Source organism: Dactylosporangium thailandense, from assembly GCF_059739745.1.
Genome location: NZ_AP029195.1, coordinates 1,798,365 through 1,817,694, shown reverse-complemented (window position 1 = coordinate 1,817,694; position 19,330 = coordinate 1,798,365). Strand labels below are relative to the sequence as shown.

13 protein-coding genes are annotated in these 19,330 nt (G+C 73.0%); 11 read left to right on the top strand and 2 right to left on the bottom strand.

Annotation, left to right across the window (positions count from 1 at the left end):
* Positions 1-1,302 precede the first annotated feature (1,302 nt).
* The 5 genes from AC6JBM_RS07905 to AC6JBM_RS07885 are packed head-to-tail and all read left to right on the top strand — an operon-like array spanning position 1,303 to position 8,114.
* Positions 1,303-2,154 carry an alkaline phosphatase family protein gene (locus AC6JBM_RS07905; RefSeq protein WP_497982934.1) on the top strand — a complete coding sequence of 284 codons (852 nt, stop codon included), beginning with the start codon at positions 1,303-1,305 and terminating at the stop codon, positions 2,152-2,154.
* A 58-nt stretch (positions 2,155-2,212) separates the two neighbouring features.
* Complete coding sequence (locus AC6JBM_RS07900) at positions 2,213-3,586, top strand: MFS transporter (protein ID WP_497982933.1); 1,374 nt, start codon at positions 2,213-2,215, stop codon at positions 3,584-3,586.
* 4 nt (positions 3,587-3,590) lie between these two features.
* Positions 3,591-4,544, top strand: coding sequence for a hypothetical protein (locus tag AC6JBM_RS07895; protein ID WP_497982932.1), 954 nt, complete (start codon positions 3,591-3,593; stop codon positions 4,542-4,544).
* A 33-nt stretch (positions 4,545-4,577) separates the two neighbouring features.
* Positions 4,578-4,967, top strand: coding sequence for a hypothetical protein (locus AC6JBM_RS07890; RefSeq protein ID WP_497982931.1), 390 nt, complete (start codon positions 4,578-4,580; stop codon positions 4,965-4,967).
* Between the two features lie 27 nt (positions 4,968-4,994).
* Positions 4,995-8,114: an ATP-binding protein gene (locus tag AC6JBM_RS07885; RefSeq protein WP_497982930.1), complete on the top strand. Its 3,120-nt coding sequence runs from the start codon at positions 4,995-4,997 to the stop codon at positions 8,112-8,114.
* Here the strand turns inward: AC6JBM_RS07885 and AC6JBM_RS07880 are convergent.
* On the bottom strand, positions 8,096-8,893 hold the full coding sequence (locus tag AC6JBM_RS07880; protein WP_350610852.1) for an ABC transporter permease: 798 nt from the start codon (positions 8,891-8,893) through the stop codon (positions 8,096-8,098). The genes AC6JBM_RS07885 and AC6JBM_RS07880 overlap by 19 nt on opposite strands.
* Positions 8,890-9,843, bottom strand: a complete 954-nt coding sequence (locus AC6JBM_RS07875; RefSeq protein ID WP_497982929.1) for an ATP-binding cassette domain-containing protein — start codon at positions 9,841-9,843, stop codon at positions 8,890-8,892. Before AC6JBM_RS07875 ends, AC6JBM_RS07880 begins: the two co-directional genes overlap by 4 nt.
* 99 nt (positions 9,844-9,942) lie before the next feature.
* On the opposite strand from AC6JBM_RS07875, the gene AC6JBM_RS07870 reads away from it, so the two are divergent.
* From AC6JBM_RS07870 to AC6JBM_RS07845, 6 genes are all read left to right on the top strand, one after another.
* Positions 9,943-11,064 (top strand): magnesium and cobalt transport protein CorA, encoded by a 1,122-nt coding sequence (locus AC6JBM_RS07870; protein ID WP_497982928.1) that lies wholly within the window; start codon positions 9,943-9,945, stop codon positions 11,062-11,064.
* Between the two features lie 21 nt (positions 11,065-11,085).
* A complete protein-coding gene (locus AC6JBM_RS07865; protein ID WP_497982927.1) occupies positions 11,086-13,068 on the top strand; it encodes an APC family permease in 1,983 nt (660 codons plus the stop codon).
* 36 nt (positions 13,069-13,104) lie between these two features.
* Positions 13,105-13,659 carry a hypothetical protein gene (locus AC6JBM_RS07860; protein ID WP_497982926.1) on the top strand — a complete coding sequence of 185 codons (555 nt, stop codon included), beginning with the start codon at positions 13,105-13,107 and terminating at the stop codon, positions 13,657-13,659.
* A gap of 31 nt (positions 13,660-13,690) precedes the next feature.
* Positions 13,691-14,467 (top strand): hypothetical protein, encoded by a 777-nt coding sequence (locus tag AC6JBM_RS07855; RefSeq protein ID WP_497982925.1) that lies wholly within the window; start codon positions 13,691-13,693, stop codon positions 14,465-14,467.
* Positions 14,468-14,702: 235 nt separating this feature from the next.
* A complete protein-coding gene (locus tag AC6JBM_RS07850; RefSeq protein WP_497982924.1) occupies positions 14,703-16,760 on the top strand; it encodes a DNA gyrase/topoisomerase IV subunit B in 2,058 nt (685 codons plus the stop codon).
* Positions 16,761-16,786: 26 nt separating this feature from the next.
* Complete coding sequence (locus tag AC6JBM_RS07845) at positions 16,787-19,273, top strand: DNA gyrase/topoisomerase IV subunit A (RefSeq protein WP_497982923.1); 2,487 nt, start codon at positions 16,787-16,789, stop codon at positions 19,271-19,273.
* Positions 19,274-19,330: the final 57 nt, after the last annotated feature.

Genomic DNA, 19,330 nt, shown 5'->3' with positions numbered 1-19,330 from the left:
CCCGCCAGAAGTTGCCCCGACGGAACCACCGTCCGATTCCACCGGAAACACCGACCGACTCGCCGGCCCAGCGTCTGCACCAAACCCGGCGCCGCGGCTCCCTGCTGCAACAATTCGACCGGCCCGCGCGATTCCAGCGACTCGGCCCATCAGCCGAACGCACATGAAAATAGACCGCAACAATGTTCCATCACATCGGCCACAAGACGCGATCCGGGAACGGCCGGAACACCACCACCCGCGCACGGCGAGTCCGGCCCGAACCACCGCCACCGCCCACACACACCGATCTTGCGCGGCCCGCGGCTCGCGGCTGCGCGATGCACAGCTTCGCGGCTCGCAGCTTCGCAGTGCACGTGCCGCACGGTCCGCGGGCGAGCGGTGCACACGCTGCACGATGCGCGGGCGAGCGGTGCACACGCTGCACGGTGCGCGGGCGAGCGGTGCACGCGCCGCACGGTGCGCGGCTCGCGGGTGTGTGGTGAGCGATCCGGAAGAGCACGGGCGGAGTCACCGGCGTGCGTGGGAGTTGCGCGTGGCCCACCGGTCGGCCGCCAGGAAGAGCGCCGCCGGCGGACGCCACCTCGTCCCCAGCCCAAGCCTCGAACGCGCCGTCCCAGCACGCCGCCCGCCGGCCCGGCCGACACGCGCACCGCGGGTCAGCGCCACGCCGCGCGCCGTCCAAGACCGTGCCGAACTCATCCGCAGCCCTACACCTCCAACGCGCCGTCCCAGCAGGCCGCCCGCCGGCCCGGCCGACACGCGCACTGCAGGTCAGCGCCACGCCGCGCGCCGCCCAAGACCGTGCCGAACTCACCCGCGGCCCTACACCTCCAACGCGCCGTCCCAGCAGGCCGCCCGCCGGCCCGGCCGACACGCGCACCGCAGGTCAGCGCCACGCCGCGCGCCGCCCAAGACCGTGCCGAACTCATCCGCGGCCCAACACCTCGAACGCGCCGTCGAAGCAGGCCGCGCCGGCGCACCCACAGCGCCGTGTCGGCCGGGGTCGCGGGGAGTGTCGGCGCGGCGCACCCACAGCGCCGTGCCGGCCGGGGTCGCGGGGAGTGTCGGCGCGGCGCACCCACAGCGCCGTGCCGGCCGGGTCGCGGGGAGTGTCGGCGCGGCGCACCCTGCGGCGTCGTGGCGGCGGCGGGCGGGAAGACGTCGAGCAGCACGGGCAAGGGGCCGGAGTTTCTGTTGTTCACCGGCCGCACGTCTGCCGGACCAGATACAATCATGATCTTGTATCTATCGATGCGCACGATGTGTCGTCGTCCCTGCCTATGAAGGGGGAATCAACACATGTCGATTCGTCGGGTGGTGTTCGCGCTGGCGACCACGGCCCTCGTCGCCACCGGTCTGACCGCCGCGGCGTCCACTGCGCAGGCCGCCACCGGGGTTCCGCGCTTCGACCACATCGTTCTGGTGATGTTCGAGAACCACGCGTACTCCCAGATCAGCGGCGCCAGTTCCGCCCCGTACTTCAACTCCCTGGCGAGCCAGGGCGCGAAGTTCACCAAGTCCTACGCGATCACGCACCCGAGCCAGCCGAACTATATTGCGCTGTTCTCGGGCTCCACCCAGGGCGTGACCAGCGACGACTGCCCGAAGAACTTCACCGGCACCAACCTGCAGTCGCAGCTGTCGGGCGCCGGGCTGTCGTTCAAGGGCTACTCCGAGTCTATGCCGTCCAACGGCTACACCGGCTGCTCGAGCGGCACCTACCAGCGCAAGCACAACAGCTGGGTCGACTTCTCCAGCGTGCCCGCGGCGTCGAACCTGACGTTCGCGAGCTTCCCGTCGTCGGCGAACTACGCCTCGCTGCCGACGGTCGCGTTCGTCTCGCCGAACATGTGCAACGACATGCACGACTGCTCGGTCGGCACCGGCGACACGTGGCTCAAGAACAACCTCGACGCCTACGCGCAGTGGGCCAAGACGCACAACAGCCTGCTGATCGTCACGTTCGACGAGGACAACCGCCTGGCCCTCAACCAGATTTTCACCGTCTTCGTCGGCGCGCACGTGCAGGCCGGCTCCTACGCCGAGAAGATCAACCACTACAACGTCCTGCGCACCATCGAGGGCGCGTACGGCCTGCCGGGCATCGGCGGCGCGGCGAGCCTGTCCCCGATCACGGACGTCTGGAACTGATCCATCCCCGGGCGCCCCGTCCCCAGCGGGGCGCCTCCCGGCCACCCGAGAGGCTGACGTGTACCTGTCCACAGTGGACAAGCCGGTCACCGGCCCCGCCCCGCGCGGCACCCGCGTCGCCGCCACGGTGCTCGCCCTGGGCACGGTGAGCCTGATCACCGACGTCTCATCGGAGATGGTGGCCGCGATCCTGCCGCTGTACCTCATGCTCGGCCTCCACCTCGGCCCCCTCGGCTACGGCGTGGTCGACGGCCTCTACACCGGCGCCACCGCGCTGCTGCGCCTCGTCGGCGGCTACGTGGCCGACCGCATCCGCCGCCGCAAGGCCGTCGCCGTCGCGGGCTACGGGATCTCCGCGGCCGCCAAGCTGGGCCTGCTCGCCGCGGGCTCGTCGGTCCCGCTGCTCAGCGCCGTGATCGTCGCCGACCGTGCGGGCAAGGGCCTGCGCACCGCCCCGCGCGACGCGCTCATCACCCTGTCCACGCCGCCGGAGCGCCTGGGCCGGGCCTTCGGCGTGCACCGCGCGATGGACAGCGTGGGCGCCTTCGCCGGCCCGCTGGTCGCGGTGGCGGTGCTGGGCGCCTCGGCGCAGTCCTTCGACGCCGTGTTCGTGACGAGCTTCGCCATCGCCGCCCTGGGCGTGTTCGTCCTGCTCACATTCGTGCCCGACCACCGCGGCCCGGCCTTCGCGACGCCCGCCCCGAACCAGCCCACCCCGAACCGGCCCGCGCCGAGCCAGACCGCCCCGGGCCAGACCGTCCCGAGTCAGACCACGCCGAGCCAGACCGTCCCGAGTCAGACCATGCCGAGCCAGACCATGCCGAGCCAGACCGCGGCGGTCTCAGTGCGCGCCGCCGCCGCGCTGCTCGGGCGCAGGGACTTCCGGCTCGTCGTGCTCGCCGCGGCCGTCATGGGCCTGGCCACGATCGGCGACGGGTTCGTCTACCTGGTGCTGCAACGCCGCCACGATCTCGCCGTCGGATGGTTTCCGCTGCTCGCCGTCGGCACCAGCCTCGTCTATCTGCTCCTCGCCGTCCCGGTGGGCCGCCTCGCCGACCGCGTCGGGCGCGCCCGCGTCTATCGTGCCGGGTTCGCCGCGCTCGCGGTCGTCTACCTGCTGCTCGCCGCCGGGCTCGGCGGCGGGCCGATGCTCGTGCTCACGGTGGCCCTCTACGGCGCGTTCTACGCGGCGACCGACGGCGTGCTGATGGCGCTCGCCGGGCCCCTGCTCCCGGAGTCGCTGCGCACGACCGGCATCGCCCTGGTGCAGAGCGGGCAGTCCCTGGCATATCTGGTCTCCTCGGTCCTGTTCGGCCTCGCGTGGCAGCTGTGGGGGCCCGGCCCGGCGCTGCTCGCGGCCGCCGCGGCCACCCTGGCCGCCCTCGTCCTCGTCACCTCCATTCTCCGGAGAGGTACGACAAAAATTGCGTAAGATCTTGTCAACGTCGATCGTCGCGGCGATCCTCGCCGGAGGGGCCGCGGTCTACATCTACAAGGCCGCGCACCGCAACGATGCCGCCGCGGCCACGGCCGAGGCGGTCCACCTCCGGCCCGGGGATCTGCTCGTCCGCAGCACCGCCGACGGGTCGATGGGGCGCCTCGCGGTCGTGGACGGCGCCACGCGCAAGGTCTCGGCCGTCAGCTGCAATCGCGTCTACGCCGCCGGCGAGACCGTCATCTGCCTGCGCCCCGACGGCCCGCTCGCGACCTACCAGGTCGCCGTGCTCGACGGGAGCCTGCGGGAGCGGGACACGTACCCGATGGTGGGCGTCCCGAACCGGGCCCGCGTCTCGGCCGACGGGCGCCTGGTGACGTGGACGGCGTTCGTCACCGGCGACTCGTACAACGGCGGGCAGTTCTCGACCCGCGTCGGGGTGCTCGACACGACCTCCGGCGACCTGCTCGCCGACACCCTGGAGACGTTCGCGCTGACCAGGGACGGCCAGCCGTACCAGGCCGCCGACGTCAACTTCTGGGGCGTCACGTTCGCGCGGGACGACCGGACGTTCTACGCCACGATGGCGACCCAGGGCCGCCGGTACCTCGTGCAGGGCGACCTCACCGCCCGCACCCTGCGCACCCTGGCCGAGAACGTCGAGTGCCCGTCGCTGTCGCCCGACGGCACCCGCATCGCGTTCAAGCAGGCCGTCGGCGGCGACCCCGCGAAGGGCTGGCGCCCGGCCGTCATGGACATCGCGACCCGCGGCGTCACGGTGCTCGCCGAGACCCGCAGCGTCGACGACCAGATCGCCTGGCGGGACGACCGCACGGTGATGTACGCGCTGCCGCGGGACCGGGACCACGCCGACGTCTGGTCCGCGCCCGCGGACGGCGCCGGGGCCCCGGCCGTGCTCGTGCCCGACGCCGAGTCGCCCGCGCGCATCGACTAGAAATCGACCCCTACCAAAGAGTAACTTGACCGGATGCGAACGCTGGCGCTGCTCATCGCGGCCGTGGGGATCCTCCTGGAAGGCCTGGTCATCGGGGTCACGCTGTTCGCACTGGGCGGGGTGATCGACGCCTACTCCATGTCGCTGGCCGGCGCCGACCCGTCCGCCGCCCAGCTGGCGGTCAAGATCACGGGTGTCGTACTCGCCGTGCTCCTCGTCGTCCTCGCCGCCGGACTCGCCGCGGCGGCCGCCCGCGACCGGCACGCCCGCCGGATGGCCTTCCTGGCGATGCTCTTCCAGTGCGTGGTCGTCGTGATCGCGGGGCTGGCGCTGGGCTGGGCCGTGTTCGCGGGCACCCTGCTGGTGCTCGGCACGCTGCTGTACGCCCTCCTCGACGACTCGCAGCAGACCGCGACCCGCTGAGCCCGGCCGCGGTGGCATGCTTGCCCGGTGCGGATCACCACCCTGGGCGAGCTGGCCGTCGACGGCCGCCCGGTGCGCGGTGAGCGCCTCGCCGCCGTGGTCCGCGCGCTCGTCGACGCCCGCGGCCGCACCGTCACCGCCGCCGCGCTCGCCGAGGCCGTGTGGGGCGGGGCGCCGCCCGAGGACGCCGCCGGCGCCGTCCACGCGCTGATCGCCCGCGCCCGCCGGCTCGGCCTGCCGGTGACCGCGGCGCCGGGCGGATACCAGGTCTCCGCCGCGGACGTGGAGCCCGATACGGTCCTGGTCCGGGCCCGCCTCGACGCCGCCCGCGCCGCGCTGCGCAACCGGGACCCGGCCACCGCCCGCGAGCACGCCGAGGCGGCGCGGGCACTGTTCCCCGACTCCCCCGACCTCACCGACGACGCCGTCGCCGCCCTGCTGGCCGAGACGACCGCGACGAGAGCCGAGGCGACCGCGACGGGAGCCGAGGCGGGGTCCGGCGCGACGATCGAGGCCGACCTGCGCGCGCTCGCGGCCCGCACCCCGCCCCACGAGCCGTCCGCGGCGCTGCTCATCCGGCTCCTCGCCGCGCGCGGCCGCCCGGCCGAGGCGCTGGCCGTGGCCGACCGGCTCCGCGCGACCCTGGCCGAGCACTACGGCACGGACCCGTCGCCCGCCGTCGCCGCCGCGCACCTGGCCGTGCTGCGTGGCGAGGCAGGCGGCGAGGTGCGGCCGGCCGAACCCGCGCGCCGGGCGGGGCGCGGCCTGCCCCCGGCGTGGCGGCGCGCGACGACCGCGATGGTGGGCCGGGACCGGGACGTGGCCGCCGTCCGGGACGCGCTCGCCCAGGCCCCGCTGGTCACCGTCGTGGCCGTCGGCGGCGCCGGCAAGACCCGGCTCGCGGCCGAGATCGCGCGGCACACGGCGGCCGAGGGCGGCCCGGTGCACGTGGTCGAGCTGGCCGGCCTGCGCTCGGGGGCCGAGGTGCTCCCCGCCCTGCTGGCCGCGGCCGACCCCGCCCCGGGACGGACCGAGCCGACGGCCCCGGCCGAGCGGCTCCAGGAGATCGCGGGCCTGGTCGTGCTCGACAACTGCGAGCACGTCCTCGCCGACGCCGCCGCGGCCGCGGCCGGCCTGCTCGACACCGCGCCCGACGCCGCCGTGCTCGCCACCAGCCGCGCCCCGCTCGGCCTGCCCGGCGAGGTCGTGTACCGGCTGCCCGCCCTGGACGACGAGGCCGCCCTGGACCTGATCACCGCGCGGGTCAGAGCCGGGGGCGCGGCGCTCGCCGGGGACGACGGCGGGGCCGCCGTACGACTGTGCCGTCGTCTCGACAATCTGCCGCTCGCGCTGGAGCTCGCCGCCGCCCGGCTGCGGCACATGCCGATCGAGGACGTCCTGGCGGGGCTCGACGACCGGTTCGGGCTGCTCGACGCCGCCCTGCGCGGCCTGCCCGAGCGCCACGCCAGCCTGTGGGCGATGGTCGACTGGAGCCGCGAGCTGCTCGGCCCGGGCGAGCGGGCACTCCTCGAGCGCCTCGCCGTCATTCCCGCACCGTTCACCCGCGAGGTCGCCGAGCACGTCTCGGGGCAGCGCGACGGGGGCCTCGCCCTGCGGCTGGCGGCGCTCGTGGAGCAGTCGCTGCTCGTGCTCGAGGACGGGCCGCGCTACCGGATGCTGGAGACGGTCCGCGAATACGGCGAGGCGCGCCTGGCCGCGGCCGGCGGGCGCGACGAGGCCATGGCCGGGCTCACGGCCTGGGCGCGGGCCGAGGCGCTGCGGCTGCACGCCGAGTTCGTCGGCCCCGGCCAGCTCGCGGCCGTCGCGCGGTGCACCGCCGGGCAGGACAACCTCGTGGCCGCGCTGCGGTGGGCCATCGGGCGCGACGACGCCGCGGCCGTGGACATCGCCGTGACGCTGTTTCACCTGTGGACCGTGCGGGGGCTGCACTTCGAGGTCACGCCGTGGGCCTCGGCGCTGCTGCACCGCGACGATCCGATCGAGCGGCGGCGGCACGCGCTGGTGCGCGCCGCCGACCCCGACCGCCTCATGTGGCTGTGCCTGCTCATCGGGCTCAACGCGTTCGCGGTGGACGCGCACCGCGAGTACGCGCTGACGAAACGCCTGCTCGGCCACGCCGCCCGCGCCGAAGGCGGCTCCGACCGGGCGAGGGCGCTCGCGCTCATGGTGCCCGCGCTGGGCGACCGGGACCCGTCCGTCGGGCTGGCCGCGGCCGAGCGGCTCATCGCCCAGCCCGACCCGTACGCCCAGGGCTTCGGCCTCTTCCTGCGCTCCGCGATCCGGGAGAACCGCGGCGACGTCATCCCGGCGCCGGAGCGCTTCGCCGACACCGAGCTCGCCTACCACCGCTTCGAGGCCGCCGGCGACCACTGGGGCATGGGCATGGCGGCCCAGATGATCGGCGCGCAGGGCCACGAGGAGTGGCTGCGCCGCGGCGCCCACCACATGGAGCTGCTGGGCGCGGCCGACGACGTGGGCTCGATCCGGGTCCTGCTCGACGTGCAGCTGGCCCAGCGCGGCGACGACGAGGCGGCCGAGCGCCTGCTGGAGGTCGTCCGGGCCGCGGGCGCCGAGCGGCCGGCCGGGATCCAGGGGATGGACTCGATCCAGGCGTACCTCGGGCTGGCCCAGCACGCCTGGCTGCACGGGCGGGCCGAGGAGGCGGTCGCGTTCGCCGAGCGGGCCGCGGCGAGCGCCGACCGGGCCGGGACGCCGGTGCCGCAGGTCCGCCTGGTGTTCTTCGTCGCCGCGGCCGCCTTCCGCCTGCGGGCCCACGGGCGGGCCGGGGCCGAGCGGGCGGCCGGGCTACTGGCGGACGTCCGCACCGAGGCGCTCGGCGACATCGACGCGCCCGCGCTCGGCTCCTGGGCCCTGTGCGCGGCGGCCCTCGCCGCGCACCTCGGCGACCCGGCGTCGGCGCGGGAGCTGTGGGCGCTGGGCGAGCGCTGCTCACCGGTCGCGATGCACCTGTTCGACCCCGGCGCCGACCCGGTGCTCGACGCCGCCCGCGAGCCCGACCCGGCGGCGGAGCGACGGCTCGCGGCGTGGCGGACGCGGCCGATGACCGAGGTCACCGACCGGATCCGCGAGCTGGTGGACGTACTCCTTCAGACCTTGCGGCGGTAGGCCCACAGCGCCAGCGGCATGAACACCGCGACGAGGGCGGCCGACCAGCCCAGCGTCCACCACACGTGCACCCCGTAGCCGGGCGTGCCCAGGAACAGCCCGCGCATCGCCTCGACCAGGTGGGTCAGCGGGTTGTTGCGCACGAACCCCTGCATCCAGCCCGGCAGCGTCGCGGTGCCGACGAACACGTTGGAGGCGAAGGTCAGCGGCAGCACGATCAGGAAGCAGATGCCCTGCACGGCGCCCGAGGTGCGGGCCAGCATGCCGATGAGCACCGGGGCCCAGGACAGCGACAGGGCGAACACGACGGCGAGCAGCGCGCCGGCGACCGCGTGCAGCGGGTCGGAGCCGATGCGGAAGCCCATGACGTAGGCGAAGGCGAAGGTGGAGATCGTCACCAGGAGGTACCGCACGACGTCCCCGAGGACCGCGCCGATCAACGGTGCCGCTCTGGGGATCGGCAGGGAGCGGAACCGGTCGAAGATGCCCTTCTCGATGTCGGTGTTGAGGTTCACGCCGATCGAGATCGCGCCCATGGCGATCGTCTGGGCCAGGATGCCCGGCATCACGAACTGCAGGTAGTCGTGGGTCGAGCCGGAGATCGCGCCGCCGAAGATGTACACGAAGATGACCATGAACAGCACCGGCTGGATCGTCACGTCGATGAGCTGCTCGGGCGTGCGCATCGTCTTGATGAGGCTGCGCCTGGTCAGCTCGAGGGAGTGGCGCAGCAGCTTGAACGGCTTCGGCGCGGGACGGTCGAGCACGAGGGCGGTCATGACGAAACCTCCGAGGGCTTTGCGGTGAGGGAGAAGAAGACCTCGTCGAGCGAGGGCAGGTGCAGGGAGAGCTCGGTGACGGCGATGCCCTCGGCGGTCAGCTTGGCCACGGCCTCGGCCATGGCGGCGTCGCCGGAGACGGGCACGGCCAGCACGCCGGCGCGGATCTGGTCGGCGGCGGCGCCCGAGGAGACCATGGACAGGATCTCGGCGGCCCGGGGCAGGTCGCGCTCGTCGGACGGGCGGACCTCGAGGGTCTGGCCGCCGACGATCCGCTTGAGCCGCTCGGGCGTGTCGTGGGCGATGACCCGACCGTGGTCGATGACCGTGATCTCGTCGGCGAGGGCCTCGGCCTCCTCGAGGTACTGCGTGGTCAGCAGCACCGTGGACCCCTCGCGCACCAGCTTGCGCACGACCTCCCACATGTCCTCGCGCTTGGCCGGGTCCAGGCCGGTCGTCGGCTCGTCGAGGAAGATCACGTCGGGGCGGCCGACCAGGCTCGCGGCCAGGTCCAGGCGGCGGCGCATGCCCCCGGAGTAGGTCTTGGCCGGCCGGTCGGCGGCGTCGGTCAGGTCGAACCACGCCAGCAGCTCGGCGGCCCGCGCCCGGGCGCCCTTGCGGCCCAGGTCCAGCAGGGTGCCGAAGAGCACCAGGTTCTGCCGGCCGGTGAGGTCCTCGTCGACGGAGGCGTACTGCCCGGTCAGCCCGATCGACGCGCGGACCTTCTCGGCGTCGTGGACCACGTCGTGCCCGCCGATGCGGGCGGTGCCGGCGTCCGGCCTGATGAGCGTGGACAGGATCCGCACGGCGGTGGTCTTGCCGGCGCCGTTGGGGCCGAGCACGCCGTGCACGGTCCCGCGCGGGATGACCAGGTCGACGCCCTGCAGCGCCTTCGTCTGGCCGAAGTGCTTGACGAGGCCGCTCGCCTCGACCATCACGTCGTTCGTCATGTCCCGAACTCTGCCCGCCGCGACCGACACGGCGCCGACACGCGACCGACACGACCCGACACGCGGCTGACGTGCGCGGCGGCGGTACCGTGACGGCTCATGAACGACACCCAGCTCAGCCCGGGCCGCCGGGTCGGCCGCAGGGTCGGGCGGCTGATCGGCCGCGTGCTGCAGGGCATCCAGCCCGCGGAGGCGATGCCGCAGCTCCTGCCGCGCCCGGAGGAGGACGCGGCGGTCATGGACTGCGCGCTGTACGTGCGTGGCAGCCGCCAGCCGGGCCGCCCCTCGTTCGCCGAGGCCCTCTCCGCGGCCCGGCGCCGGCGCAACGGCTTCGTGTGGCTGGGCCTGTTCGAGCCGAGCTGGTCGCAGTTCACCGCGGTCGCCGAGGCGATCGGGGCCGACGAGGCGGTCGTCGACCAGACGCTCGACGCCGAGCGCCGCCCGGCCATCCAGCGGCGCGGGGACGTGACGGTGCTCACGCTGCGCACGGCGCGGTACGTCGAGCACGCCGAGCTGACGGAGACCTCCGAGGTCGTCGACACCGGCGCGGTCACGCTGCTCATCGGCGCGCACTTCGTGGTGTCGGTGCGCCACGGCGGGGCGGGCGCCCTCGCGGACGTGCGCGAGGGGCTGCAGCGGCGGCCGAGCCTGCTCGGGCAGGGCCCCTGGGCGGTCGGCTACGCCGTGATCGAGCGGATGGTCGAGGTCTACCACGACGTGGCCACCCGCGTGGAGCAGGACGTGGAGAAGCTCGAGGAGACCGCGTTCCGGCGCCAGGGCGGCTGCGACGTGCAGCAGATCTACCAGCTCAAGCGGGAGCTGGTGGAGTTCAAGCGGGCCGTGCTGCCGCTGCAGGCGCCGCTGCGGCTGATGACCGACATCGCCTCCGAGCTGCCGCCGGGGCTGCGCCAGCACTTCACCGACGTGCTGGGCCGGCTCAACCAGGTGGTGGAGCGCGTCGGGACGTACAACGAGCTGCTCGACTCGATCCTGCAGGCTCGGCTGGCGCAGGTCGGGCTCGACCAGAACAATGACATGCGCAAGATTGCCGCGTGGGCGGCGATGGCCGCGGTGCCGACCGCGGTCGCCGGGGTGTACGGCATGAACTTCGACCACATGCCGGGCACGTCGTGGCGCTGGGGGTTCGGCGTGGCGGTGCTCGTGATGACCGCCGGGATGCTGGTGCTCTACCGCTTGTTCCGCAAGTCGAGATGGCTTTGACCGGATGATTGCCGAGGGGTCATGACGACCACGCCCGAATACCTGCTGCCCGCCCGGGTGGAGAGCCCGGAGCCCAAGGAACGGCCCGGCGGACCGATCGGGCGGTGGCTGCTGGAGCACCGCGTCGCCCCGGTCGGGCCGGAGAGCGACGAGGCGCACGCCAAGCCGCAGGCCTGGTGGAAGGTGATGACGCTGACGGGCGTGGACTACTTCTCCACGCTGTCCTACCTGCCGGCCATCGCCGCGCTGGCCGCCGGGGCCCTCTCCCCGCTGGCGACCCTGCTCATCGTGGCGCTCACGCTGCTGGGGATGCTGCCGATGTACCGCCGCGTGGCCAAGGAGAGCCCGAACGGCCAGGGCTCCGTGGCGATGCTGGAGACGCTCCTGCCCTTCTGGCGGGGCAAGATCTTCGTGCTGGTGCTGCTCGGCTTCGTCGCCACCTCATGGATCATCACCATCACCCTGAGTGCCGCCGACGCCTCCGTGCACATGCTCGAGAACCCCGTGTTCCCGGGCTTCATGCACGGCCACGCGGTGATCATCACCGTGGTGCTGCTGCTCATCCTGGGCGGCGTGTTCCTGCTCGGCTTCAGCGAGGCGGTCGCCGTGGCGATCCCGCTGGTCGGGGTGTTCCTCCTGCTCAACGCGGTCATCGTGGTCGTCGGCCTGGTCGACGTGTTCACCACCGCCGGGGCGCTGTCGGACTGGACGCACGCGCTGAGCACCGGGCACGGCGGCGGCCTCGGGCTGCTGCTGCCGGCCGTGGTCGCGTTCCCGTCGCTGGTGCTGGGCCTGTCCGGCTTCGAGACCGGGGTCAGCATGATGCCGCTCGTGGCCGCGGAGGGCGAGAACGCCGAGCAGCGGCGGGCGTCGCGCCTGGCCAACACCAAGAAGCTGCTCACGGTCGCGGCCGCGATCATGTCGGTGTACCTCATCGCGACGAGCTTCATCACCACCGTGCTGATCCCCGAGCGGGAGTTCGAGGAGGGCGGGAAGGCGGCCGGGCGGGCGCTGGCCTACCTCGCGCACGAGAAGATCGGCGAGGCGTTCGGCACCGTCTACGACATCAGCAGCGTGCTCATCCTGTGGTTCGCGGGCGCGTCGGCGATGGCCGGGCTCATCAACATCATCCCCCGCTACCTGCCCTCCTACGGCATGGCGCCGGAGTGGGGCCGGGCGGTGCGGCCGATCGTGCTGGTCTACACCGCGATCAGCATCGGCATCACGGTCGCGTTCGGCGCCGACGTCAACGCCCAGGCCGGGGCCTACGCGACCGGCATCCTGGCCATGATGGTCTCCGGGGCCGTGGCGGTCACGATCTCGGCCTGGCGGGCCGGTCAGCGCCTCGCGGGGATCGGGTTCACGGTGCTGACGCTGATCCTGCTGTACGCCCTGGGCGCCAACGTGATCGAGAAGCCCGACGGCATCCTCATCTCCGCCGTCTTCATCGCCGGGATCATCGTGGTGTCGCTCGTCTCGCGGGTCAGCCGCACCACCGAGCTGCGCGCCGACGCGATCGAGTTCGACGACGCCGCCCGCCGCTTCGTCACCGAGTCGATCGAGCACGACGGCGAGCTCAACATCGTGGCGAACCGCCGGCAGGCCGGGGACAAGGCGGAGTACGAGGGCAAGGAGTCCGAGCAGCGCGGCCACAACCCGGTGCCGGGCCGCGCCGACATCCTGTTCCTGGAGGTCGACGTCGTGGACCCGTCGGCGTTCTCCGGCACCCTGTGCGTGCGCGGGGTCGAGGTGGACGGCTACCGGGTGCTGCGCACCGAGAGCCCGGCGGCCCCCAACGCGATCGCGGCGGTGCTGCTCGCGCTGCGCGACGCGACCGGGGTCCGCCCGCACGCCTACTTCGAGTGGGCGGAGGGCAATCCGCTCGGGCACCTGTTCCGGTACCTCATCCTCGGCCGCGGCGACACGGCGCCCGTCGTGCGCGAGATCATCCGCTCGTCCGAGCCGGACCCGTCCCGCCGTCCGGGCATCCACGTCGGGGGCTGACGCGATAGCGTGTACCCCGACTTCGGGGGAGGCCACATGCCCGTGTCCAAACAGGCCCGGCTGGTGCACTGGTCGGTGATCGCCTCGGCGCTGCTGCTCGGCATCGCCGCCGCACTGTCCTGGGCGGCGCTCGCGCACCTCGCCGGGCTGCACACGAGGATGGTCTCCGACGGGCAGCTCGCCCAGGCGCGGACCGACATGCTCAACAGCCTCGCCACCGGGGCCGTCTCCGCGCTGGTGCTCGCCGTGATCGCCGTGTTCCTGCGCCGGCCCTCCAGCAAGGCCCGCACCGCGGTGTGGGTGTTCGGGCCGCTCATCGCGCTGACGACGCTGTGCTTCCTGGTCGGCGGGCCGGAGTGGGCGGTGGCCCCGACCGGCGAGGAGCCCGCCGAGCTGCGGGCGGAATACGCGCAGGTCGTGCCGGACTGGTACGTGTGGCCGCACGGGGTCGCCGGGCTCGTCGCGGTCGCCCTGCTGCTCTTCGCCGCGATCTTCCTGACCCGCGCGGACCTGCGGGAGCACTACATGGACGGCGGCTACGACGCCACCCGCGGCTACACCTCGTGGGTCGATCGCACCGGCGGCGCGTGACCGGCGTGCGCGCCGGGGTTAAGGTGTCGCCGTGACGGAGCCGACCTCTCCCACCGGCCCGACCTCGGGGCCCCGGCCGCCGGCGTGGAACCGGCCGCAGCCACCTCCACCGCCCCCGCCGCCCCCGGCCCCGCCGGCGAACGTGCCGATCTCGGGCGAGCTGCTGCCGCCCGGCGGCTACGGCCCCCCGCGCGCGGTGCCCCCGCCCGGCTATGCGCCGCCGCCCCAGGTGCCGGTCACCAAGCGCATCCCGGACAACCTGCCGTTCGTGGCCCGGCCCAGCGTGCTCAAGCGGATCCTGGTCCTCGGCCCGATCGCCGCGGTCCTGCTGCTGCTGTTCGCCTGCCCGCTCGGGCTGGCCCTGACCGCCGGCAACGACCCGAACCACACCAGCGGCGACGCCGTGGCGCTGGTCGGCATCGTGCTGTGCCTGGCCGTCGTGATCGCCGCGGCGTTCGGGCTGCAGATCTTCCTCGTCGCCTCGGGCGGGCCGGTCCTCGCGCTCGCGCCCGGCGGGCTGTGGATCAAGACGCGGCCGACCCGCGGGCAGGCGGTCTGGCTGCCGTGGGAGGGCGTCGAGCAGATCCGGCGGCGGCGCTGGGGCCTGGAGAAGATGCTCGTTGTCAAGCCGCGCGACCCGCGCGTGGAGGGCAGCCTCGGCGCGTTCACCCAGGTCGACTCCGCGTTCCTGAAGCTCTTCTACGGCTCGGGTTTCACCGCGACCCTGAACTTCGCGGACCGCTCCGAGGACGAGATCCTGGCGGCGGTACGGCAGTTCAGCAACGGGCGCACACCCGTCAACATCTGATTCGCATCTGACCCACCCTGCCGCGCGCCGGTCCGTGGCTCTCCGCCCGGCGCGCAGTATCATCCGAGGTCGCGGCCCCGAAGCGGGCTCGCGTACCAGCCGTGGTTTGGACCGGCACCGATCCGGAAATCCGGGGCGTCGGGGGCCACATGTCACCAGGGTGCCGAAAAAGTGTCAGACCCTAGGTCTACGCTCGCGGGCAGCACAGGGACCAGGACCATTGGAGAGAGCCGAGTTGACCGCACAACCCGAGACCTTGTACGGGGCAGCAGACCTCACGCTCCTCGAAGGGCTCGACGCCGTCCGCAAGCGACCGGGCATGTACATCGGCTCGACCGACAGCCGCGGCGTCGCCCACCTGTTCAACGAGATCGTGGACAACTGCACCGACGAGGGCATCGCCGGGCACGCCACCCGCATCGAGGTGACGCTGCACGCCGACGGATCGGTGCAGGTCGACGACGACGGCCGCGGCATCCCCGTGGACGTGCACGAGAAATCCGGGATGTCCGGCGTCGAGCTGGTGCTGACGAAGCTGCACGCGGGCGGGAAGTTCGGCGGGTCGGGGTACAAGACCTCCGGCGGCCTGCACGGTGTCGGCGCCTCGGCGGTCAACGCCCTGTCGACGCGCTACGACGTGACCGTGCGCCGCGACGGCAAGATCCACCACATGTCCTTCCAGCACGGCGTGCCGGGCGAGTTCGACGGGCCCAACGCCAACTCGAAGTTCCGCCGCGGCGGCGGGCTCGTCGTGCAGGGGCGGATGAAGCGCGGCTCGTCCACCGGCACCTCGACCCGCTACTGGCACGACGCGCGCTACTTCGAGGCCGGCGCGGCCCTGGACCCGGAGGCGGTGCGGGCGAAGCTGCGCAACACCGCGTTCCTGGTGCCGGGCGTGACCTACGTGCTCAAGGACGCCACGCAGGGGTCGATCGAGACCGAGACCTTCCACTACCCCAACGGCCTGGCCGACATGGTCGAGTTCCTGGCCCCCAGCGGCGACAAGCCGGTCTGCGGCACGCTGCTCATCAACGGCGAGGGCACCTACAAGGAGAACGCCGCCGACGAGAACGGCGTGATGAAGGCCAACGTCGAGCGGCGCGCCGAGGTCGAGATCGCGCTGCGCTGGGGCACCGGCTACGACCGGGTCGTCGAGTCCTTCACCAACACCATCCGCAACATGCACGGGGGCACGCACCGGCGCGGCTTCGAGCGCGGCGCGCTGCGGGCGCTGACCGAGGCCATCCGCAACACCCGCGGCCTGCTGCGCCCCAAGGAGGACCTGCCGACGCTGGATGACGTGCTCGAGGGCATGACCGCGGTCATCCACGTGCGCATCCCCGAGCCGCAGTTCACCTCCCAGACCAAGGACGAGCTGTCCACCGCGCCCGTGACCCGGGTCGTGCAGCAGGTCGTCGAGCAGCACATCAAGGCGTGGATCGAGGCGCGCAAGACCAAGGTCGAGGCGCGCACGGTGCTGCAGAAGATCGTCGACGCGGCCCGGGTCCGGCTCACCCAGAAGCAGCAGAAGGACGCGGCCCGGCGCAAGACGGCCCTCGAGGGCGCGTCGATGCCGGCCAAGCTCGTCGACTGCCGCTCGACCGGGGTCCAGCGCAGCGAGCTGTTCATCGTCGAGGGCGACAGCGCCCTGGGCACGGCCCGCATGGCCCGCTCCTCGGAATACCAGGCGCTGCTGCCGATCCGCGGCAAGATCCTCAACGTCCAGAAGGCGAACATCCAGCAGGTGCTGGACAACGCCGAGTGCTCGGCGATCGTGCAGGTGCTCGGGGCCGGCTCCGGGCGCACCTTCGACCTCGAGTCGATGCGCTACGGCCGCATCCTGATCATGGCCGACGCCGACGTCGACGGCTCGCACATCCGGACCCTGCTCATCACGCTGTTCGCGAAGTACATGCGGCCGGCCATCGCCGACGGGCGGCTCTACGCGGCCGTCCCGCCGCTGCACAAGATCGTCACGAAGGGGCGCAACCCGGAGACGATCTATACGTACACGCAGCAGGAGATGGAGAGCACCGTCGCCCGGCTGGAGAAGGCCGGCAAGCAGGTCGTCACGCCGATCCCCCGGTTCAAGGGTCTGGGCGAGATGGACGCCGACGAGCTGTGGGAGACCACGATGAACCCGGCGACCCGGGCGGTGCGGCGCATCACCCTCGACGACGTCGAGCGGGCCGAGGAGGTCCTCGAGCTGCTCATGGGCGAGCGGGTGGAGCCCCGCCGCAACTGGCTCATCGACTCCGCGGCGCGGGTCGACCAAGAGACGATCGACGCGTAACGACCCCGGAAGGCCGACGGAACACGATGGCACGCAAGAGCACCAAGGCGGTCAAGGCCGACCTGTCCGCGTTCGACCAGGCCGGTGCGCGGGTGCTGAACAACCCGCTCACCACCGAGGTGGAGGACTCCTACCTGGAGTACGCCTACTCGGTCATCCACTCCCGGGCGCTTCCGGACGCGCGGGACGGGCTCAAGCCCGTGCACCGGCGGATCCTCTTCTCGATGAGCGAGCAGGGGCACCGTCCCGACCGGGGGCACGTGAAGTCCTCCCGGGTCGTCGGTGACGTCATGGGTAAGTACCACCCGCACGGCGACAGCGCGATCTACGACGCCATGGTCCGCATGGCCCAGGACTTCTCGCTCAACGTCCCGCTCATCGACGGGCACGGCAACTTCGGCTCCCCGGACGACGGGCCCGCCGCCTCGCGGTACACCGAGGCGCGCATGTCCCGCGAGGCGATGCTGCTCGTCGGCGAGCTCGACGAGGGCACCGTCGACTTCAGGCCCAACTACGACGGCTCCCTGGAGGAGCCGTCGGTGCTGCCCGCCGCCTTCCCCAACCTGCTGGTCAACGGCTCGTCCGGGATCGCGGTCGGCATGGCGACGAACATGATCCCGCACAACCTCGCCGAGATCGTGGCCGCGACCCGCTGGCTGATCAACCACCCGGCGGCGAGCCTGGACAAGCTCATGGAGTTCGTCCCCGGCCCCGACCTGCCCACCGGCGGGCTGCTGCTCGGCCTCGACGAGGTCCGCCGGGCCTACGAGACCGGCCGCGGCGTCGTCCGCATGCGCGGCCGGGTCGAGATCGGGCTGCTGGAGGGCAGCCGCGGCCGGCAGGCGATCACGGTCACCGAGCTGCCCTACGGCATCGGCGCCGAGAAGGTGATCGAGAAGATCACCGACGAGGTGAACAAGACCAAGCGGCTGCAGGGCATCGCCGACGTCAAGGACCTGACCGACCGGGAGAACGGCACCCGCCTGGTCATCGAGTGCAAGGTCGGCGTCAACCCGCAGGCGCTGCTGTCGGACCTCTACCGGCTGACCCCGCTGGAGCAGTCCTTCGGCGTCAACAACCTCGTCCTGGTCGACGGCCAGCCCCAGACGCTCGGCCTCAAGGCGCTGCTGGAGGTGTTCCTGCAGCACCGCTACGAGGTGGTGACCCGGCGCACCGAGTTCCGCCGCAAGAAGCGCCAGGATCGCCTGCACCTCGTCGACGGCCTGCTCATCGCCCTGCTCGACATCGACCGGGTGATCGCCCTCATCCGCGACAGCGACAACGCGGCCGCGGCCAAGGCCGGCCTGATGAGCGAGTTCGGGCTCACCGACATCCAGGCCACCTACATCCTCGACACCCCGCTGCGCCGGCTCACCCGCTACGACCGCATCGAGCTGGAGGCCGAGCAGCAGCGCCTCAACGAGGAGATCGCGGCGCTGAGCCAGATCCTCGACGACGAGAAGGTGCTCAAGAAGGTCGTCTCCGACGAGCTCGCCGCCGTCGTCAAGGAGCACGGCCAGCCCCGCCGCACCACCCTCATCGACGGCGACCTCAAGGAGGTCCTCGCGGCCTCGGTCCCGGCCGGCCCGCTCGAGGTCACCGACGACCCGTGCCAGGTCCTGCTGTCCGCGACCGGCCTCGTCGCCCGCACCGCCGCCGAGTCCGAGGAGGCCCCGGAGGGCAGCCGCAAGGCCGGCCGCGACAAGCACGACGCCGTCCGCTCGGTCGTGCACACCACGGCCCGCGGCCAGGTCCTGCTCGTCACGAGCCGCGGCCGCGCCTTCAAGGTCGACGTGCTGCCCCTGCCGGTCCTGCCCGACCAGTCCGGCACCGTCTCCCTGCGCGGCGGCATGTCCACGTCCGAGCTGGTCCCGCTCGAGTCCGGCGAGACGGTGGTCGGCCTCGCGCCGCTCGCCGACCGCGAGTCGGGCTCCCCGGGCCTCGCCCTCGGCACGCGCAACGGCCAGGTGAAGATCTGCGCCCCCGAATGGCCCGTGCGCTCCGACGAGTTCGAGGTCATCGGCCTGCGCGACGGCGACGAGGTGATCGGCGCGACCTGGCTGGCCGACGGCTCGGAGACCCTGGCCTTCGTCAGCAACGACGCGTCGCTGCTGCGCTTCCCGGCGAACCTGGTCCGGCCGCAGGGCCTCAAGGGCGGCGGCATGGCCGGCATCAACCTGGCCGACGGCGCCCAGGCCATCTTCTTCGGCGCCGTGGTCACGAAGGACCCGGAGCACGGCGAGCCGATGGTCGTCACGGCGACGATGGGCAACGCGAAGATGACGCCGTTGCGCCTCTACCCGGCGAAGGGCCGGGCGACGGGCGGCGTGCGCGCGCAGCGCTTCCTCAAGGGCGAGACCCACCTGGTGCTGGCCTGGATCGGGCCCCGCCCGGTGGCCTCGAACGCGAAGGGCGACGCCCGCGACCTGCCGCAGGCCGACTCCCGCCGCGACGGGTCGGGCGCCCAGCTGCGCGCCCCGGAGCTGATCGGCCACCTGGTCGAGCGCGGCTGAGGCCGCCACTCGTCCCGGATGCGACGAAGGCCCGGCCCCACGGCAGCGATGCCGGGG